Origin of the sequence: Desulfomicrobium macestii (genome assembly GCF_014873765.1) — a bacterium.
GTDB lineage: Bacteria > Desulfobacterota > Desulfovibrionia > Desulfovibrionales > Desulfomicrobiaceae > Desulfomicrobium > Desulfomicrobium macestii.
This window is the reverse complement of the sequence record NZ_JADBGG010000036.1, coordinates 20446-37854: the sequence shown is the minus strand read 5'-3', so window position 1 is coordinate 37854 and position 17409 is coordinate 20446. Positions and strand designations below refer to the sequence as shown.

12 protein-coding genes are annotated in these 17409 nt (G+C 57.4%); 5 read left to right on the top strand and 7 right to left on the bottom strand.

The annotated features are described in order from the left end of the window. From H4684_RS17580 to H4684_RS17570, 3 genes are all read left to right on the top strand, one after another. Window positions 1-454, top strand: a 454-nt coding sequence (locus H4684_RS17580) for a ribonuclease domain-containing protein (RefSeq protein WP_225940530.1), incomplete at its 5' end; no start/stop codon positions are given. A 1-nt stretch (window position 455) separates the two neighbouring features. Then, complete coding sequence (locus H4684_RS17575; protein ID WP_092194548.1) at window positions 456-764, top strand: barstar family protein; 309 nt, start codon at window positions 456-458, stop codon at window positions 762-764. Window positions 765-1082: 318 nt separating this feature from the next. After that, a complete protein-coding gene (locus H4684_RS17570; RefSeq protein ID WP_192624738.1) occupies window positions 1083-2117 on the top strand; it encodes a DUF2157 domain-containing protein in 1035 nt (344 codons plus the stop codon). Between the two features lie 104 nt (window positions 2118-2221). Here the strand turns inward: H4684_RS17570 and H4684_RS17565 are convergent, their stop codons facing one another. Both H4684_RS17565 and H4684_RS17560 read right to left on the bottom strand, forming a co-directional pair. Continuing rightward, entirely contained in the window at window positions 2222-3052 is an 831-nt protein-coding gene (locus H4684_RS17565; protein WP_092194544.1) for a CvfB family protein, read from the bottom strand. Beyond that, the gene (locus H4684_RS17560; protein WP_092194542.1) at window positions 3049-3513 is read right to left on the bottom strand and encodes a YehS family protein; all 465 of its coding nucleotides are present in this window, start codon (window positions 3511-3513) and stop codon (window positions 3049-3051) included. Before H4684_RS17560 ends, H4684_RS17565 begins: the two co-directional genes overlap by 4 nt. A 188-nt stretch (window positions 3514-3701) precedes the next feature. On the opposite strand from H4684_RS17560, the gene H4684_RS21185 reads away from it, so the two are divergent. After that, on the top strand, window positions 3702-6884 hold the full coding sequence (locus H4684_RS21185; protein ID WP_318779657.1) for an EAL domain-containing protein: 3183 nt from the start codon (window positions 3702-3704) through the stop codon (window positions 6882-6884). 101 nt (window positions 6885-6985) lie between these two features. Continuing rightward, window positions 6986-7987: an Lnb N-terminal periplasmic domain-containing protein gene (locus H4684_RS17550; RefSeq protein ID WP_192624736.1), complete on the top strand. Its 1002-nt coding sequence runs from the start codon at window positions 6986-6988 to the stop codon at window positions 7985-7987. 333 nt (window positions 7988-8320) lie between these two features. Here H4684_RS17550 and H4684_RS17545 read toward each other — a convergent pair whose 3' ends face one another. From H4684_RS17545 to H4684_RS17525, 5 genes are all read right to left on the bottom strand, one after another. Next, window positions 8321-10045: a methyl-accepting chemotaxis protein gene (locus H4684_RS17545; RefSeq protein WP_192624735.1), complete on the bottom strand. Its 1725-nt coding sequence runs from the start codon at window positions 10043-10045 to the stop codon at window positions 8321-8323. A 400-nt stretch (window positions 10046-10445) separates the two neighbouring features. After that, window positions 10446-12983, bottom strand: coding sequence for an ABC transporter substrate binding protein (locus H4684_RS17540; protein ID WP_192624734.1), 2538 nt, complete (start codon window positions 12981-12983; stop codon window positions 10446-10448). Next, complete coding sequence (locus tag H4684_RS17535) at window positions 12976-14424, bottom strand: UTP--glucose-1-phosphate uridylyltransferase (RefSeq protein WP_192624733.1); 1449 nt, start codon at window positions 14422-14424, stop codon at window positions 12976-12978. Before H4684_RS17535 ends, H4684_RS17540 begins: the two co-directional genes overlap by 8 nt. Window positions 14425-14602: 178 nt before the next feature. Beyond that, window positions 14603-16027: a response regulator gene (locus H4684_RS17530; protein ID WP_192624732.1), complete on the bottom strand. Its 1425-nt coding sequence runs from the start codon at window positions 16025-16027 to the stop codon at window positions 14603-14605. Next, window positions 16009-17364: a sensor histidine kinase gene (locus tag H4684_RS17525; protein ID WP_192624731.1), complete on the bottom strand. Its 1356-nt coding sequence runs from the start codon at window positions 17362-17364 to the stop codon at window positions 16009-16011. Before H4684_RS17525 ends, H4684_RS17530 begins: the two co-directional genes overlap by 19 nt. Window positions 17365-17409: the final 45 nt, after the last annotated feature.

The following is a 17409-nucleotide window of genomic DNA, read 5'->3' as shown; positions in this document are numbered from 1 at the left end:
CAATGTGGTGGCCATCAAGATTGTAAGCGCTGTCGAAAAATTCGGACTCGCGGGGTTGGGTGCGAAGATTGTTGGGAAGTTTGGGGATGAGGCGGGTGATGCATGGCGTGTAGCAGGAAAAGCTGTACATAAAACTGGATTTGATGAGGTTACTGAATTTATTGGGCAACACGGCAAATTGCCGGATAATTTTATCACAAAGAAGGAAGCAAAAGCACTTGGTTGGGATAGCTCCAAGGGTAATCTTCACGAAATTGCTCCAGGGAAAAGCATTGGTGGAGATATTTATGAAAATAGAAGTGGCATTCTTCCTGATGCACCTGATCGAACATGGATAGAAGTAGATATTAATTATGATCAAGGATACCGTGGAGCTGAACGGTTGATTATTTCAAACGACGGTTTGATGTACAAAACTACAGACCATTATAAATCTTTTCAAAGGATTAGATAGTATGGATTTTATAATTATTGATGGAAAAAATATGACTAATGAAAAACAAATGCACCATGAGTTGAAAAAAAAACTTAAATTTCCAGATTATTATGGATGCAATTTTGATGCACTTTATGACTGCTTAACAGATATATCAAATAATGAAATTATTATAATACATAATTTCATTTATGCTTTTAAAAGTCTCAATAAAATTTCTGTTAGTATGATTGAAGTATTTTATAGCGCAAAAATGAATACAGGGGATTTCCATTTTTTAGTTATAGATGAAGAAATAGGTAATTATATAGATATGTTAAGTCTGTAGGATCTTTTCATGCTTCGAACAGAAGTGGCTCAGTTTGTTTGAACAGAGGGTGTCCTGAATTTCGTGTAAACGGCATTCTTATTATGTTGCCCAATCAATCTGAATCAGGCCTCCATGATAAATTTATGAGGCCTGCCTCCAGCAGAATCTTCATGAATTGATCGGATTTCTGGGAGCAAAGAGAAGTGGCACAGAGAGTTCTGTGATGATGGGTGATCGGCATGATCGTGATTGTCCGTTGCCTTGTCGGCGCGACCGGGCATAAGGAATGTGCATTCCGGACCATGGTCCGGACATGTCACGAAATCCGGAGGATGCATGGACGTCAGCAGAAACAGGCTGCGACAGGCGGTGGAAAAGGGCATACTCGATGCCGGACAGGCGGGGCTGTTGTGGGAGTTTCTGGAGGCCTCGGCCGTGGACACGCCGGGTTTTCGCTTCACCCATATCCTTTATTATCTGGGCGGCCTCATGGCCATCGGCGCCATGAGCCTGTTCATGACCCTGGGCTGGGAGTCGTTCGGGGGGTGGGGGCTGCTTGGCATTGCCGTGGCCTACGCCGTGGCCGGGCTTCTGCTCACCGAAAATTTTCTGCACACGCGCCGCTTGCCCATCCCGGCCGGGATCATCGCCACCTTTGTCGTGGCCCTGACTCCGCTGGCGATCTATGGATTCCAGGAGGCCATGGGCTGGTGGGCCGACGGACGGGTTTACCGCGACTACCATGTCTATATCGACTGGCGTTGGATCTTCATGGAGCTGGGCACCCTGGCCGCAGGGGCGATCCTGCTCTGGCGCTACCGGTTGCCGTTTCTGGTCATGCCCGTGGCCGCGACGCTGTGGTACATGAGCATGGACCTGACGCCTTTCATCTTCGGCCAGGCCGACGTCTCCTGGGAACTGCGCAAGCTCGTCTCGCTCTGGTCCGGCGTGGCCATCACCCTTGTTGCCCTGTGGATCGACATCCGCACCAGGGGTGAAAAAGACTATGCCTTCTGGCTCTACATTTTCGGGGTCACTGCGTTCTGGGGCGGGCTTTCGCTGATGCGCTCCGACAGCGAGCTGAACAAGTTTCTCTATTTCTGCGTCAACATGCTGCTCATCTTCTGCGGCGCGGCGCTACGACGCAGGGTTTTCGCCGTTTTCGGTGGCCTGGGCGCTGCGGGCTATCTGGGCTACCTGTCCTGGAACGTTTTCAAGGACAGCCTGCTCTTTCCTTTCGTGCTGACCGTCATTGGGCTTGGCGTGATCTGGCTTGGCATCATCTGGCAGCGCCACGAAAAATCCATTTCCCTGAAATTGAGAGGAATTTTGCCCAAGCCGCTGCAGGATCTGGTGGATCGCCGAGGCTAGCGGGCCGGCGCCATTCCCGCTTCATGAAACGCAAAAGAGCCGCAGGAAAATTCCTGCGGCTCTTTTGCGTTGATCCCTGTGGTCCTGCGCCGTTAGCTGAAGGTTCAGAGCAGCACGATCCGGTCCGGCTCGATGCTGATTTTCTTTTGCTTGTAGAGGCGGCCCAGGGCTTTTTTGTAGTTGGACTTGCTGGCCCCGAAGGCGGCGGCGATATATTCTGCCGGACTTTTGTCCGTCAGGTCGGTGCTTCCTCCGCATGCCGCCAGATGGGCCAGAATGCGGTCGGCCAGCATGTCCAGGCCGGACCTGCCGGGAGGCAGCAGGGACAGGTCGATCTTGCCGTCCGGGCGGATGGCCTTGATGAAGCCCTTCATGCGCTGGCCATAGCGCAACTCGCCGGGTGCGTCGTCGCGAAAGACCAGTCCGAGATGCGTGTTGTTGATCACGGCCTTGAAACCGAGTTCCGAAAAACCGCTGATAAGCAGATCAACTTCCTGACCCGGTTTGAATCCTTCCCCCTCTTCGCTCAGGTAGGAGTGGAGCTTGGCCGTGCCCGCCAGACGGCCGGTGCGTTCGTCGATGTACACGAGGATGACGTAGGAGCGGCCTTCCTCCAGCGCCTTGTACTGCTCGCTTGACGGGACAAAGAGGTCCTTGGGCAGGCCCCAGTCCACGAAGACTCCGGACTTGGTCACGGCCACGACCTTCATGAAGGCGCACTGGCCGACTTCGGCCTTGGGCTTGCTTACGCTGCCCGTGAGCACGGTCTCGGAGTCCCGGTACAAAAAGACGCTCAAGCTGTCGCCAACGGCCGTGCCCGCCGGAAGCTCGCGCTTGGGCACGAAGACCTCGCCCAGGTTTTCGCCGTCGAGATAGGCTCCGCCCGTGACCATTTTCATGACCTTGAGGGTCGCGGTTTTGCCGAATTCAATCATGAAAGTTCCTCCCGCGAGATTTTCGCAAGCCCGCTCAAAAATTTTCTTAAAAGCTGATCCCGGCAGTACACGAAATTGCGATGCCCCTGTTTGCGGAAGAGGGCGGAAAGTTCGGATTTCGAGATTTCCATGCCGCCTGCGTCCAGGATGCGGATCATGTCCGAGTCCTTGAGTTCGAGCGCGATGCGGATCTTGCGCAGGATCAGGTTGTTGTTCAGCGTCTCGGCCGTTTCGGGGGCCAGTTCCCGGGCGCCGCGTCTGGAGGTGATCAGTCCGTCCAGAAACGCGCTCAGCAGCACGTCCGGGCAGTCCACGAAGCCCGGTTCGTCGTCCTTCTTGAGCAGGAGATCGAGATCTTCCTGGCTCAGTCCGTGCCCGCCCAGGGTAAAGAGCCGGATGACGCCGGCGTTGTCCAGGTTCAATGCATAGCGCAATCGGCGCAGAATGTCGTTGTTGGTCATCAGTCCAGTCCTTGGTGAAAAGCGTCTGGCCTCGCCTACACGGGAAGTTTGCGGCGGTCATCAGGAAATTGTTTCCCCGCCCGGCCGGGAAGGGGCGCGTGTTTGTTCTTGACCCGTTGTGTCGGAATGTTAAGTTTTGCCTTATGCGTACATATTTCTGCTCAGTTTGTCTTATCCCAAGGACCGTAATGGGGCCTTTTTCCCTTTTGTCGGCTATTCTTGCCTTTTTGACTCTGGCCGGTCTTTTTCTTGCGCCTTGCGACAGTGTTTTCGCTGCCTCCAATTCACCCCAGAACGTTCGGCTGCAGCTCAAATGGCGACATCAATTTCAGTTTGCCGGATACTACGCGGCCGTGTCCCAAGGGTTTTTCGAGGACGAAGGCCTGCAGGTGGAGCTGCTGGAGGGGGCTCCGGGTATCGACCCGGCCGCCAGACTGGTCTCCGGGGAGGCCGAGTTTGCCGTGGATTCTCCGGCGATTCTCATCAAACGCCAGGAAGGCAGCCCCCTGGTCGCTCTGGCCGCCATTTTCCAGCATTCGCCAAGCGTGATGATGACGCTCAAGGATTCACGCCTGGATTCTCCTCATGACCTGCGCGGCAAGCGCATCATGATGACCTCCGCAACGGATCCGGAATGTCTGGCCATGCTCGTCAGCGAGGGGGTTGCGCTGGAGAGCGTCACCCTGGTTCCGCATTCATGGGATATCGAGGATCTTGTGGCCGGACGGGTCGACGCCATGAGCGCCTACCTGACCAGTGAGCCCTACCACATGCAGGAGCGCGGTGTTCCCGCCGCGTACATCAGGCCCATCAATTACGGAGTGGATTTCTACGGCGACTGTTTGGTCTCGACCGAAGAGCAGGTGGAAAAACATCCTGAGCGGGTCGAGGCCTTTCTGCGCGCGGTGCAGCGCGGCTGGCGATATGCCATGGAGAATCCGGAGGAGCTGGCCCAGCTCATTCGCGCTCGATACTCCTCCGAGCTTTCAATGGAGCATCTTCTTTTCGAAGCCAAGACCATGCGCAGGCTGATCCGTCCGGATTTTGTCGAGATCGGCCACATGAATCCCGAGCGTTGGCGGCACATCGCAGACCTTTATGTCAAACTGGGGATGATGAGCCCGGATTACGACCTGTCCGGATTTCTCTATCCGGAATTCAAGGAGAATCTGCAGGCCCGCAAGCAGCAGGCCATCCGCATGACTTTGATCGTTCTGGGCATTTTCCTTTTTGTCGGAACCGGGATCACGGCCATGCTTTTCTTTTTCAATGCGCGGCTCAGCAGGCAGGTTCACGAGCGTACCGCCGCCTTGTCCGCCAGCGAGCGCAGTTTCAGGGCTTTTTTCGAGATGGCCAGCGTAGGCGTGGCCCAGTTCGAGGGCGTTTCGCACCGGTTCATCAAGGTGAACCAGAAATTTTCCGACCTTACGGGCTATTCCGCCACGGAGCTTGGCCAGCTTACTCCGCATGATCTTGTGCACCCCGATGATTGGCAGGTTTCGCAGGATGCCATGCAGAGTCTGGTCGCGAAGACGCACAAGGAGATCACTCTGGAAAAGCGCTATGTGCGCAAGGATGGAACCTTTTTTTGGGGGCTGGCGACCATTTCTCCCCTGTGGGGCAAGGCTGATCATCCGGAGTTCTATCTGGCGGTGGTCCGCGACATCAGCATGCGCAAGAAGGCCGAGGAGAAGCTCATGCTGGCCGCCAAGGTTTTCGAGAATACCGTCGAGGGGATCGTGGTCACCGACGTCCATGGGACCATCGAACAGGTCAATCCGGGCTTCAGCATCATCACCGGATACACCCCGCAAGAGGCCGTGGGCGGTAACCCGCGCATACTCAAGTCCGATCGGCATCCGCAGCATTTCTATCAGGATATGTGGGCCAAGCTCGTGGCGGATGGGCACTGGGCCGGTGAAATCTGGAACCGTCGCAAAAACGGCGAATCCTATCCCGAGTGGCTGACCATCAGCGCGATCAAGAACGATGCGGGAGAGATTACCAACTATGTTTCCATTTTTCACGACATAACCGAGCTCAAGCGGCAGCAGGACGCCCTGGAATATCAGGCCCAGCACGATGCCCTGACCGGTCTGCCCAACCGCATCCTGCTCGGCGACCGGCTGCGCATGGCGCTGGCGCAACTTGAACGCAGCGAGGGCAAGCTCGCGCTGCTCTTTTTTGATCTCGACAACTTCAAGACCATCAACGACGGATTGGGACACGGTGTCGGCGATGCGCTGCTGGTGGAACTCTCCCGCCGCATGGAAAAACTCCTGCGCAGCGGGGACACCCTGGCCCGACTGGGTGGGGATGAATTTCTGGTCCTGTTGCCGGAGATCGAATCCGTCGATGCCGCCAGCCACATCGCGACCCGGATGCTCGAAGCCTTGAAAGCTCCGTTTCATCACGGGGATGTCGAGTATTTCGTCACGGCCAGCATCGGCGTGACCATCGCACCCGACGACGGCTCCGAGGGATCGAAGCTGATCAAGAATGCGGACATGGCCATGTACCGGGCCAAAAACCTGGGACGCAACAATTACCAGTATTTCACCCCGGAGATGGACGTGGCCGCGCATCGGCGCATTTCCATGGAATACAAGCTGCGCAAGGCCATCGAGGCCCAGGAGTTCGAGCTTTTCTACCAGCCGCTGGTGCATATCCAGAGCGGGGAAATACTCGGGGCCGAGGCGCTCATCCGCTGGCGTAGCGACGGCAAGCTCATTTCTCCCGCGGAGTTCATTCCCCTGGCCGAGGATTCCGGGCTCATCCTGCCGCTTGGCGACTGGGTGCTGCGCACGGCCGCGCGTCAGGCCAAGCTCTGGCAGGACGCAGGGCATGACCTGACCATGTCCGTGAACATATCCTCGCGGCAATTTTCCGGAACGGATCTGGCCCTGACCCTGCGCGAGGTGCTGCTGCACACGGAGCTGCGTCCGGGAAAATTGTATTTCGAGATTACCGAGTCCATGCTCATGGGCGACGTGAGCAAGGCCGAGACGACGTTGCTCAATCTGCGCGAAGCAGGGGGAACCTTTTTCCTCGACGACTTCGGGACCGGCTATTCCTCCCTTTCCTACCTGAAGCGCCTGCCCATTGACGGGCTCAAGATCGATCGTTCCTTCGTGAAGGACATCACCGACGATCCCGACAGTCGGGCCATTGTCGCCGCCATCGTATCCATGGCCCGGACCCTCAATCTGCGCCTGGTCGCCGAGGGCGTGGAAACCCAGGCCCAACGAAGCCTGCTGGCTTCCATGGGACCCATCGTGCTGCAAGGCTATCTTGCCAGCCGACCCGTTCCCGCGCAGGAGTTCGAGGAACTGCTGGCCAAGGGCGTGCTGCTTTCCCCGCTTGTCGGCTGACCCCGATGGGCGAGCACTGTCCTGACAGGGCATTTCCCTCGGGTCTGGTCAACATGCAGGCCGCTGCTTAAAATGTGCGCGCTGAAACTAAAGTGATATTCATGCGAAAACTTGTCCGCATTGGCGCTCAGGCGCTGCTCTATGTCGTGCTGCTGGGGGCTGTCCTGTGGACTGTGCCGGCCGTTTATTATGGCGATCTGCCGCAGTTCTGGCGCGTTCCGGCCGCAGTGGCGGCAGGGGCGCTGCTGCTGGGAGCACTCATGTTGCGCGGGTGGCGGATGCGGCTGGCCGTGTTCGGTCCTGCGTTTTTCCTGATTCTGGTCTGGTGGTTTGCCCTGGAACCGTCGAATACCAGAGACTGGCAACCCGATGTCGCCATCCTGCCGCGTGCCAAAATCAATGGTGACCTGATCACTCTGCGCAATATCCGCAATTGCGAATACACTTCCGAAACCCAGTACACCGTCAATCATTACGACAAGACCGTGCGCCTCTCACAGCTCAAGGCTGTGGACCTGTTTCTGGTTTACTGGGGTTCGCCGCTCATTGCCCATACCATGCTCAGCTTTCAATTCGGCGATGACGACTTCGTTTGCGTCTCCATCGAAACCCGCAAGACCGTTGACGAAGAATATTCCGCGTTGCGCGGATTCTTTCGACAGTACGAACTGATTTGTGTGCTGGCCGACGAGCGCGATCTGGTCCGCCTGCGCACAAATTTTCGCAATGAGGACGTGTATCTGTATCGGCTGGCTTTCAATCCGGACGTGGCGGGGCCGGTTTTCCTGCAGTACCTGCGTCAGATCAACGAGCTTTATGCGCGTCCGCAGTGGTACAACGCCCTTATAAGCAACTGTACGACCAACATCCGCGGTCACGCCCGCCCATACACCAGCGACGCCCGCATCGACTGGCGCATGCTGGTCAACGGCTTCGTGGACGAGATGGCTTATGAGCGTGGCATGCTCGACACCCGGCTGCCCTTCACTGAACTCAAGCGGATCAGCCACATCAATGCGCGTGCCCGGGCCTTTGGCGATGATCCTGATTTTTCTCTGCGCCTCCGCGACGGCCTTCCGACTCCAGGCGTCTCTGCATTTTGATGCCTCCAATCGAGCTACGCGCACCATCATATCGCAATGAGAACGCCTTGAAGTACTGTGGTGGGCGCGAGCACGGGCTGGTCCGGTCAGGCCGCTTCGAAACTCCCTCGCGGGCCTCGTACGGCGCAATCGTTGCGTGCAGGGCGAAAAAGCGGAGCAAGATGAACGGCAACGATTCTGCCAACGATGCTTGGCTCGGTCAGACAGTCGAAGCGACCTGACCGGACCAACCCGCACCCGCTTCGTGACGTAAACGAAACCTGCTCCGCCTTCATTCCAAAGAAAAAGCCCGGCTTTTCGAGCCGGGCTTGATTCGAGGCTGCTCTGCCAAGCTCAGATCCTGAACTTGCCAACCATGGCGTTGAGGTCGCGGGCCAGTCCGCTCAGGCTTTCGGAGCTGGCTTGCACCGCCTCGGCCGACTGGGCGATGTCGCCGGAGGCTTCGTTCACGGAAGCCACTTCCTTGGCGATGTCGCGGGTCACTGATTCGGCCTGGGACACGTTCTCGTTCACTTCCTGCACACCCTGCGATGCCTGGCCGACGTTGTCCGCGATGTCGCGGGTCGTGACGGACTGTTCCTCGACTGCGGCCGCGATGGTGCCGACGATGGAGTCCACTTCGTTGATGACCTGGCTGACCTGCTGGATTTCAGAAACCGTGACCCCGGTCGCGCTCTGGATGCCCTGGATCTTGCCCCGGATTTCCTCCGTGGCGCGGGCGGTCTGCATGGCCAGTTCCTTGATCTCGTTGGCGACGACGGCAAAACCGCGTCCTGCTTCTCCGGCCCGGGCCGCCTCGATGGTGGCGTTCAAAGCCAGAAGGTTGGTCTGGGAGGAAATGGCCGTGATGGTCTCGGTGACCTTGTCGATTTCCCGCGCGGCATGGCCAAGCTCGTCCACCCGGCGCGAGGCTTCCGTGGCCTTGCCGACGGCGTGACCGGTGATGTCCTTGGCCTTGCTCGCGTTCTGGGAGATTTCGGCGATGGTCGCGGTCATTTCCTCGGAGGCGGTGGCCACTGTCCCGATGTTGATGGAGAACTCTTCCATGGCCGAGGCCACGGAGTTCATGTTGGAGCTCATCTCTTCGGTAGCGGCGGCCACGTTGGTTGATTTGGCGGTCATGTCGCTGGATGCGCCGCGCAGGTCGGTGGCCAGGCCAAGGAGTCCCGTCGAGGCCTGATTGACCTGCGCTGAGTTGCCGGCCACTTCGCGGATGATGCCATGCACCTGCTCAACGAACTTGTTGAACCATTCGGCCAGTTCCTGGGTTTCCGTGCCGGAGGTGTCCTTGAGGCGGGCGGTCAGATCGCCTTCGCCCTGGGCGATGTCTTTAAGCATGCCGATCATGCGCTTCAGCGGGGTGATGATGGAGCGGATGAGGAAGATGGTCAGGGGCAGGACCAGAAAGGCGAATCCGGCACCGATGAAGGACATGGCGATGGTCAGGGACCTTGCGGCCGCGCTTTCCAGGTCGGCCGCGACTTTCGCCTGGGCTTCGGCGATGTTGTCGATGTAGATGCCCGTTCCGATCCAGAGGTCGGTGCCGGGGATCAGGGTGGAATAACTGATCTTGGGCTGGTTGCCCTTGCCCGGTTTGTCGAAAATGTATTCGACGAACCCGCCGCCTTTTTCGGCCGCCTCGCTCAGTTCGCGAATGAGATACAGTCCGTTGGGATCCTTGAGATCTTTGAGGTCGGTGCCTTCAAGGGCCGGGTTTGGCGGCATGATTCTGTTGATGGTGCCCTGATAGACGAAAATGTATCCCGATTGATCCTCTTCAAAGCGAATGTCGGTTACAAGATTTCTGATTACGCCAATTCTTTCATCCTCATCGGTCACGTCCCTGATGCCGGCCTCGACGGATTTCGTTAACGCCAGGGTCAGCACCTTGATCTTGTCCTTGGCCTCATCGGTCATGATGATGCCCACTCGATCTATCATTTGTGATTTGGAGTTCGCGGCCTGGTATACGAAAAAAGAGACCACCGCGCCGATGAAGACGAGCATCACGCCAACCAACAAAAGCAACCTGTTTCGGATTCCCAAACGCATGCTCATCGTGCTGCCTCCGGATAAATTGTCTAGAATTTGTCATACATTATCATCATTAAAATGATTTGCGCAACAGATTGTATGACAATTCCGGCGTGCATTATTTCACAGGGAAAAATGCTTTTCATTACGGAGTATTCGGACTGGTCTTGTATGAAATGGCTGTGCTGTGAAAAGTCAGGAAAGAACCTGCTGGTCATTGCCGCGAAGTTGGGCCATCTCGGGCAATAGCGCGAGATCCATTCTTTTCAGGTAGTTAAAAAAGGGATGGATCCCCTTCTTCAAGGGGATGACGGTTTCTTGCAGTGATGTATGGTTTTGCGTCTCGATAAAATGCTCAGGGCTCCGGATCGGGAGCCCTGAGCAAGGGGAATGGAGGAGGGGGAGGACAGAACAGAAATCGGGGTCAGGACGTGTGGATGTTTTTGCGCGTGTACATGGATTGGTCGGCCTTCTTGAGCAGGGTTGCCAGATCCTGAGGTTCCTGGGGGTTGAAGGCCGTGCAGCCGTGGGTGACTCCCATGGTGTAGGGAATCCTGCCGGAGTTGTTTGCGGCGTCGATGAGTATGAGGACCTTGTTCCAGACCCGTTGAACCTCGTCCGGGCCGCATCCGGGAAAGATGAGCACGAACTCGTCGCCGCCGATGCGGTAGATTTCGTCACTGGCGCGGACGCAGGCGCGAATGATGGACACGACTTCCTTCAGGTAGGTGTCGCCGTGAAGATGTCCGTAAGTGTCGTTGACCTGCTTGAGCTTGTCCACGTCCACATAGCAGAACATGAACCTTTCGTTTTTTTCCACGGCTGCTTTGATTTTTTGCGGCATTTCCGATTCAAAGGCGCTTCTGGTGCTCGCTCCCGTCAGGGGGTCGATGCGCACGGAGCGCTCCAGGGCCCGGCGTTTGCGCTGCTGATAGCGGTAAAAGACGACAAGAATGCCAAGCAGCATGGCGATGATCAGAATCAGGGCCGTGATCGTCCACAGGGCGCGGGTATGCCGGGATGCGTCCGATTCATCGTTGATGATCGTTGCGCCGCTGGGGAGTAGTCCAAAGTCCATTCCTTGCCTTTTCATGGCCTTGGCGTCGAAGATGAACGCGTTGGGACTTATGGTGATGATCGGCAGATTGCCGGCTTTTTGTCCGCGCAGGACGTTTCGGAGCAGATTTCCGGCGGCCAGTCCCTGGTGACGGCCGCTGGTGACCATCCCTCCGATGGACCCGGCTCCCAGATAGAAGTCCCAGAAGGAAAAGACCGGCACGGGGCTTGCGCTCACGATTTTCTTGCAGCTCTCCTCGTAGGAGAAGGTGTTCCCGTCGCGGTCCTGGTTGAAGCTCATGAGCAGGATGAAGCTGTCCGGCGGCAGCGTTGGCAGACGTTCGAGCAGACGGGTCATGGAAATGTTTTCAAGGAGTTCGATGTCAAGGGAGGCGGGCAGCAGGTGGCGAACCTCCTCGAAGCGGTTGTGGTTGCCAAGGCCCGTCGGGGTGGCGTCGTTGATGACGAAAAGTTTTTTGGCCCTGGGCAGGAGGCGGGAGGCGGCCTGCACCGTGCTGACGATGTCGTAGGATTCGAGCACTCCGGTTATTCCCTGAGCGGACAGGGATTGTTGATCGGTGAGATAGTTCACGCCGCAAAAGATGATGGGCGCGTTGTTGAACAGGGTCTGCCGGTACTGGCGGGCAAAGTTGAAGGCGTTGTCGTCGGAGGTCAGCACTGCGGAAAATTTGGCCGAGCGATACTTTTCACGCATAAGGATGTAGTTCAGATACGTGAATTCAGGCTCGGGATGGCGCTTGGTGTCCATGTATTCGACATGCATTTCCACGTTCGCGGCGTCCGCTCCCAGGCTTTCCCTGATTCCGGATTCAATGTCGTCGGTCCACTTGAAACCCTTGTGGTACGAATGAAGGATCAGGATTTCATGCTCGGTTCCCCTTTTGGGGTGAAGGAATTTCGTCTCCGGCGGCAATCGGTCGGGAGTGATTCCGAAGCGCTCCATCTGGCGCATGTCCACTTCCAGCTGGATTCCGTCATCATAGGTCACGGGCAGGTCGACTGGGCGCGCGCCACCCAGGATTCGCCCGGCCATGTTGCCCGCGATCCGGCCCTGTTCATATCCGTTGGTCAGGTAGCCTCCGAAAAGTCCGTGGCCCATGAGAAAATTCCAGACCCCGTAAACCGGCACCGGGCTGGCCTGGGAAATGGCCGAGATGGCTTCCGTCGCGCCGTGGACCCGGCCATCGCGGTCCTGGAAATAGAGCAGAAAGAGAAGTCCCGTCTCCGGGCCGATCCCTTTGACCTGCTCCATCAGCTCCGGCAGGGGGGCATCCTCAAGCACCTGCAGAGGCAGGTCCGGGGGGACGACCTTGTGCAGTTCGGCCACGGCAGCAACGCCCGTGGCGGTCTTGTCCGAGATGACCATCAGCTTGCGCATTTGCGGCTGTAGCCTGCGCATGAGCTTCACGTTCGTGTTCAGGTCCGCGTATTCGCGCACGCCGGTCATGTTCCGGGGCAGCGGCGGCAGGGGGTTGGTGTTCACGCCGCAAAAGACCACGGGAGTGTCCGGGAAGATGCGCGCACCGTGTTCAAGAATGAAAAAGAAGGCGCTTTCGTCCACCGTGATGACCAGATCGGGACGCAGGAAGGCGTATTTGAGCTCCATGAAGTTAGGAAGGTTGGCGAGATATTCGGGATCGAGGTTGCGCTTGGTGTCCATGTGTTCGACGTGGATGAGCACTTCCGGATCATATTGATGCAAGGTCGCTTCCAGCCCGTGCATGATGTCCGCGGACCATTTGTAGTCAGGGTGGTAGGAATTGAGGATGAATACCTGTTTGGCGGCCATGGCGCTTGCCGGACACAGGGCAAGAAGCAGCAAGCATACCAGGGCCGCCAGTAGCGGCAGGACACGGCCAGGGAAACTCAAGCCTGCGTCACGCAAAAAGGGTTTCTCCCTGGAGCACGCTGCCGGCCTTGACCACGACCTGATTCGGCCCTGGGTTGACGAGGCGGACATCACCTATGCACTGCACATCCTGCTCGAAGAGCACATCCCCTTCGACGACAAGGCTGTCGCAATTGAGCAGGGACGGCGGATTCTTGGGAAAGCGGGCCAGGAACGCGTCGATTTTCTTGTAATGCCGCGAGTCCAGGGAAATGGACGGCATGGAAGTGACGCGGTCCGGGTTGGGGATGATGGTTTCGCGTTCCGTGCGCACGAAGCAGTCGGACATGACCAGGAGCAGGTCGTTGGTTGTCTTGACCGGCGCAAAGCGTTTTCTGGGCACGATGACGGCCTGGGCATTGAGGAAATTGGTGATGGCCGAACCCATGGCCGTCTCAAGTTGAAAGACCTTGGGGGAGGACGGGTCCCGTGGATCCAGGCTTTTGGGATTTATGATCAGGTCAAGGGGCATCATCCGGTGCGAGACGAAAACGGACTGCAGGATGCGCAGGTCTATCCAGATGGAGTTGGTGTTGAAGAATTTGTATTTTTCGATGTCGCAGAACGAGTCCATCTCGGTGTCGGGGCACTGTGCCACTTCGCGCAGGGCGAGCTGCCTGTTCTTTTTCAGGCGGCAGAGATGCCCGCCTTTCTTGTCCTGATCCGTGCGTCGCGCGACTTCCATGAGAAAAGGCAGGTTGTGGTGGACCATGTAGCCGAGCAGCCGACGGTTCATGATGGCCCCGAGATTGTCTGAGTTGGAGATGACGGCGTAAATGTAGCCTTTGTCCAGCAGGGCGTCGAGGATGCCCGAGGTGATCATGGCGGTGTAGATGTCGCCGTGCCCGGGAGGATTCCATTCCAGTTCGGGATTCTGGGGCCAGGATGCCGGGGTGTGGTCCTTGGCCATGATCTTGGGGTAACGATGCTGCAGGAAGGCAAGGTCGATGCCGGTGGTGCCGTTGTTGAAATCGCCGACCTTGAGCATGGTGTCCATGTGGGTTTTGAAGCTGTTCATGAACACTTGCGGAAAGTCCACCCCGTAGTGGGTGCGGACCGTCTTGGCCTGCAACAGGATGAGGTCCAGAAAGCTGAGCCCCTCCTTGACCGGAATGAGCGACTTGGCCGATTCCAGGCCCATGCTCGTACCCAGGCCGCCGTTGAGTTTTATGACGGCGGTCTTGTCCAGCGCCTCTTCGCCCTTGGCCTTGAATTGCTCCATGGCATCATATTCCGCAAGTTCATCGTCATGCACGGCCACGATATCCCGGTCGGAGAGCTTGCCCTGGGCACCGTAAAGAAATTGGTTAAAGTAACACTTGAAGGTATTGATGACGATGGCGGGCAGGCCTTGCTGCTCCATCTTCAGGGCAAAGGGACGAAAAAGCGCGGAGAGTTTGGGGTCGTCGACACTGACGCAGCTAATATCCTGGGCCATGGAGGCTCCTTGTGTGGATCAGGTTCATGATAGCATTCCCGAAAGCGCGGGGAATGTGCGCGGGTGAAGGAACAGCATAGAACATGTGCCGTTATTCGTCCATAATGTCGTGGTCGCAAAGAGGAAATTTTTGAAATCAGCTATTGATGTCGTCCTTTTCATCCGGTGACCGCGGATTTTAATCCTCGCGGGCGGGGGCCTTGGGCACGGACATTGTCAGCCGCGCCATGGAATCCTTTTGTTCAATCTGCAGGTGCCCGCCAATGCGTTCGACCAGCAGCAGACACATGGCCAGGTTCATCTCGTCGTCCTCGAAGGGCATGATGAGACGCTCTTGCCCTGTCGCCGGAGTGCGCACCGGGTCCATGATCAGGTCGGTCACGACCAGTTCGTTGGCTTGCGAAGCCCTGATGCGCATCGAGCCGGATTGTTCGACGATGTCGGCGCCATGTCCGATGAGATAGATGAAGATGCGGTGCAGGAATTCCTGATCGGCAAGGACCGGAGGGAGGTCATCCGTGAGCTCGATGTCGAAGCTGACTGATTTGTGCTCCAGACGACTGGAGACCAGACTCATGATGAAGTTCACCGTGGGGGCCAGCTGGCAGGGGGTCAGCGTGACGTCGATGGGTTCGAGATAGGCGGTGATACGCTGGAGCAGGCGTTCGAGCCGGTTGCATTCTTCCAGGATGACCCTGGTTTCGACGGCTTCCGGGTAGCGCAGGCGCAGTTGTCGGGCGAAGCCGCCAAGGGCGACCAGGGGATTGCGTATTTCGTGCGCCACCTCTTCGGTCATGGTGCGCAGCATGCTGAGCTTCTCGTTCTGCCGCAGAAGCTTGTCCAGATAGGAGTTGCGGGTCATGTCCATGATCATGCCCTCGATCCTGTCCGGGGTGCCGCCGGGCGGCAGGGGCGAGGCAATGGACTGGAGCAGGAGGGAGACGGGATATCCCTTCTTGTGCAGAAAACGAAATTCAAGACTGAATTCGGCAGTTTCCGGTTGCAGGCTTTTTTTCAAGGCGATCAGAAACCGTCTGCGGTCTTCCCGCACGATGCGCCTCAGGAACGATCTGGGCGACTTGAGAATCTCCTGCGGCAAATATCCGAGGATCTGTGTCGTGGCATGGTTCAGAAATTCGAATTCCAGGTTGCGGTTGATGATGAAAATGATGACGGGGAGCTTTCCGATCAGCCGGATCAGGTGTTCCTGGGTGTCGTGGATGCGTCGCTGCATGCCCGATTGGGCCAGGCAGTTGCGCAGGCCGTTGATGAAGATGTCCATGCTGAGGATGGGTTTGGTCACATAATCGAAGGCTCCCGCTTTGAAGGCGTCGATGGCGTGACTTATGTGCGTGCGTCCCGAGACGATGATCACGGGAGTGGACGGACGGGATATCTTCATGTCGCCGAGCAGGCCCATTCCTTCGTCGTCGGAAATGCCAAGGTCGAGAAGCACCAGGTCCGGAGCCAGGTGCATGAAGAGATGCATGGCCTTGCGTGCGTCGGTGGCCTCATGGATCCTGAAGCCCGCATCTTCGAGATTTGCGGCGAGGGAGGTCCGGAGGTGCTCGTCGTCTTCGACGATCAGGATGGACTGGGGCATGATCCGGGCTCCGTCGATGTTAGGGAATTGTCACGGCAGGGCAGGGTGATGTGAAAGGTGTTCATCGGCGCGGCGTAGGAATATTCGGCCCGGCCATTGTGCAGCTCGACGATCTGTTTGACGAAGTAAAGGCCGTGGCCTGAGCCCTCGACGTTCTCCGTGGCGCTGCATCGAAAATCCGCATTGAAAAGTTTCATCCGATCCGGGCTTGGTATCTCGTGTCCAGTGGTGCGGATGTAAAGCTCGATGCCCGGCTGCCCCGGGCCAAAAGCCTGCGGTTTGCTTTCCCACCCGTAAAGGACCAGTTTCTCTTCCCGGCCGGATTCTCCCGGCATGGATTCCGTATATTTGACCGCATTGGAGAGCAGGTTGGCAAAAACCTGCGCGAGAAGCCCGATATCCGCCTCCAGCGTGATGTCTTCATCGATGCGTACGTCCGGGGCGATGCGAATGGTGATGCCCTGGGCATTGAGCAGGGGCAGGAAGCGATCGAGCTGCGGCTCGAAGATCTGGCTCTTGAATTTGCAGGGGCGCGGCTGCAGGTCGTAACGCCCTTTTTCAAAATGTCCGTGGCGAAGCAGGCTCTCCAGAAAGAGACTCGATTGCTGAAAGCGCCTGGAGATGCATTTCTGCCTTGTCTGCAAGTCCTTGATCATGCCCGGAAGCTCGCGCCTGATTTCCCGGTCCGGGGAGCTTGAGCGGACCGGAGAGAGGGCGTCCACCTTGCGGCCGAGGCGCTCAAGCTGTTTCTCCATCTGCAGGAAGAGCAGCTTGAAATGCATGTTGGGCACAATGACGTTGTGCCCGATGTCACGTACCAGATTGTAGATGAAGGTCAGGCGCTGGCGGCTGCTGATGGCGACCTGCTTCACGGCCATGAGATGGGCTAGGGCGCGCACGTATTCGAGATAGAAAGCTTCTTCCTCCGGACTCAAGTCCTTGTGCAGACAGAGCATGCCAAGCAGTTTGGGCTCGGTTCCGGTTTCGCATATGGGAATCGAGGTCAGGCCTTCAAGGCGTATGCCGACGGTCTGGTTCGGGCAGGAGGGCTCGGGAAAGGTGATGAGTCTGGGTTTTTGCGTACTGGTGGTCCGGCGCAGCCGTAACGTGCCCTTTGGGCCACGCATGTACAGGGAGGCGGGAGTGTCCAGGCACACATCGGGCACGAGCACGCACAGCGACTTGAGATCGCGCAGGGATTCGAATTCGAAGCTGGTCTCGAAAAAGAGGTTCAGCGCGGTGCTTCGGATCGCCGCCTGGTCGTCGTTCGCACGGCCGGCCAGGCGCTCCAGAAGGTGCGCCCTGATGTGCTTTCGGGCATGAAGGGAGGGTTGCATGGCGTGTCCCGGGGTTGACGGATTTCACCGAACCATACCCCAGGG

Coding starts and splice junctions, on each gene's coding strand:
- H4684_RS17525 (WP_192624731.1), bottom strand. CDS start 17,364: ATGCAACCCTCCCTTCATGCCCGAAAGCACATCAGGGCGCACCTTCTG.
- H4684_RS17575 (WP_092194548.1), top strand. CDS start 456: ATGGATTTTATAATTATTGATGGAAAAAATATGACTAATGAAAAACAA.
- H4684_RS17530 (WP_192624732.1), bottom strand. CDS start 16,027: ATGCCCCAGTCCATCCTGATCGTCGAAGACGACGAGCACCTCCGGACC.
- H4684_RS17535 (WP_192624733.1), bottom strand. CDS start 14,424: ATGGCCCAGGATATTAGCTGCGTCAGTGTCGACGACCCCAAACTCTCC.
- H4684_RS17560 (WP_092194542.1), bottom strand. CDS start 3,513: ATGACCAACAACGACATTCTGCGCCGATTGCGCTATGCATTGAACCTG.
- H4684_RS17570 (WP_192624738.1), top strand. CDS start 1,083: ATGGACGTCAGCAGAAACAGGCTGCGACAGGCGGTGGAAAAGGGCATA.
- H4684_RS17565 (WP_092194544.1), bottom strand. CDS start 3,052: ATGATTGAATTCGGCAAAACCGCGACCCTCAAGGTCATGAAAATGGTC.
- H4684_RS17545 (WP_192624735.1), bottom strand. CDS start 10,045: ATGAGCATGCGTTTGGGAATCCGAAACAGGTTGCTTTTGTTGGTTGGC.
- H4684_RS17550 (WP_192624736.1), top strand. CDS start 6,986: ATGCGAAAACTTGTCCGCATTGGCGCTCAGGCGCTGCTCTATGTCGTG.
- H4684_RS21185 (WP_318779657.1), top strand. CDS start 3,702: ATGGGGCCTTTTTCCCTTTTGTCGGCTATTCTTGCCTTTTTGACTCTG.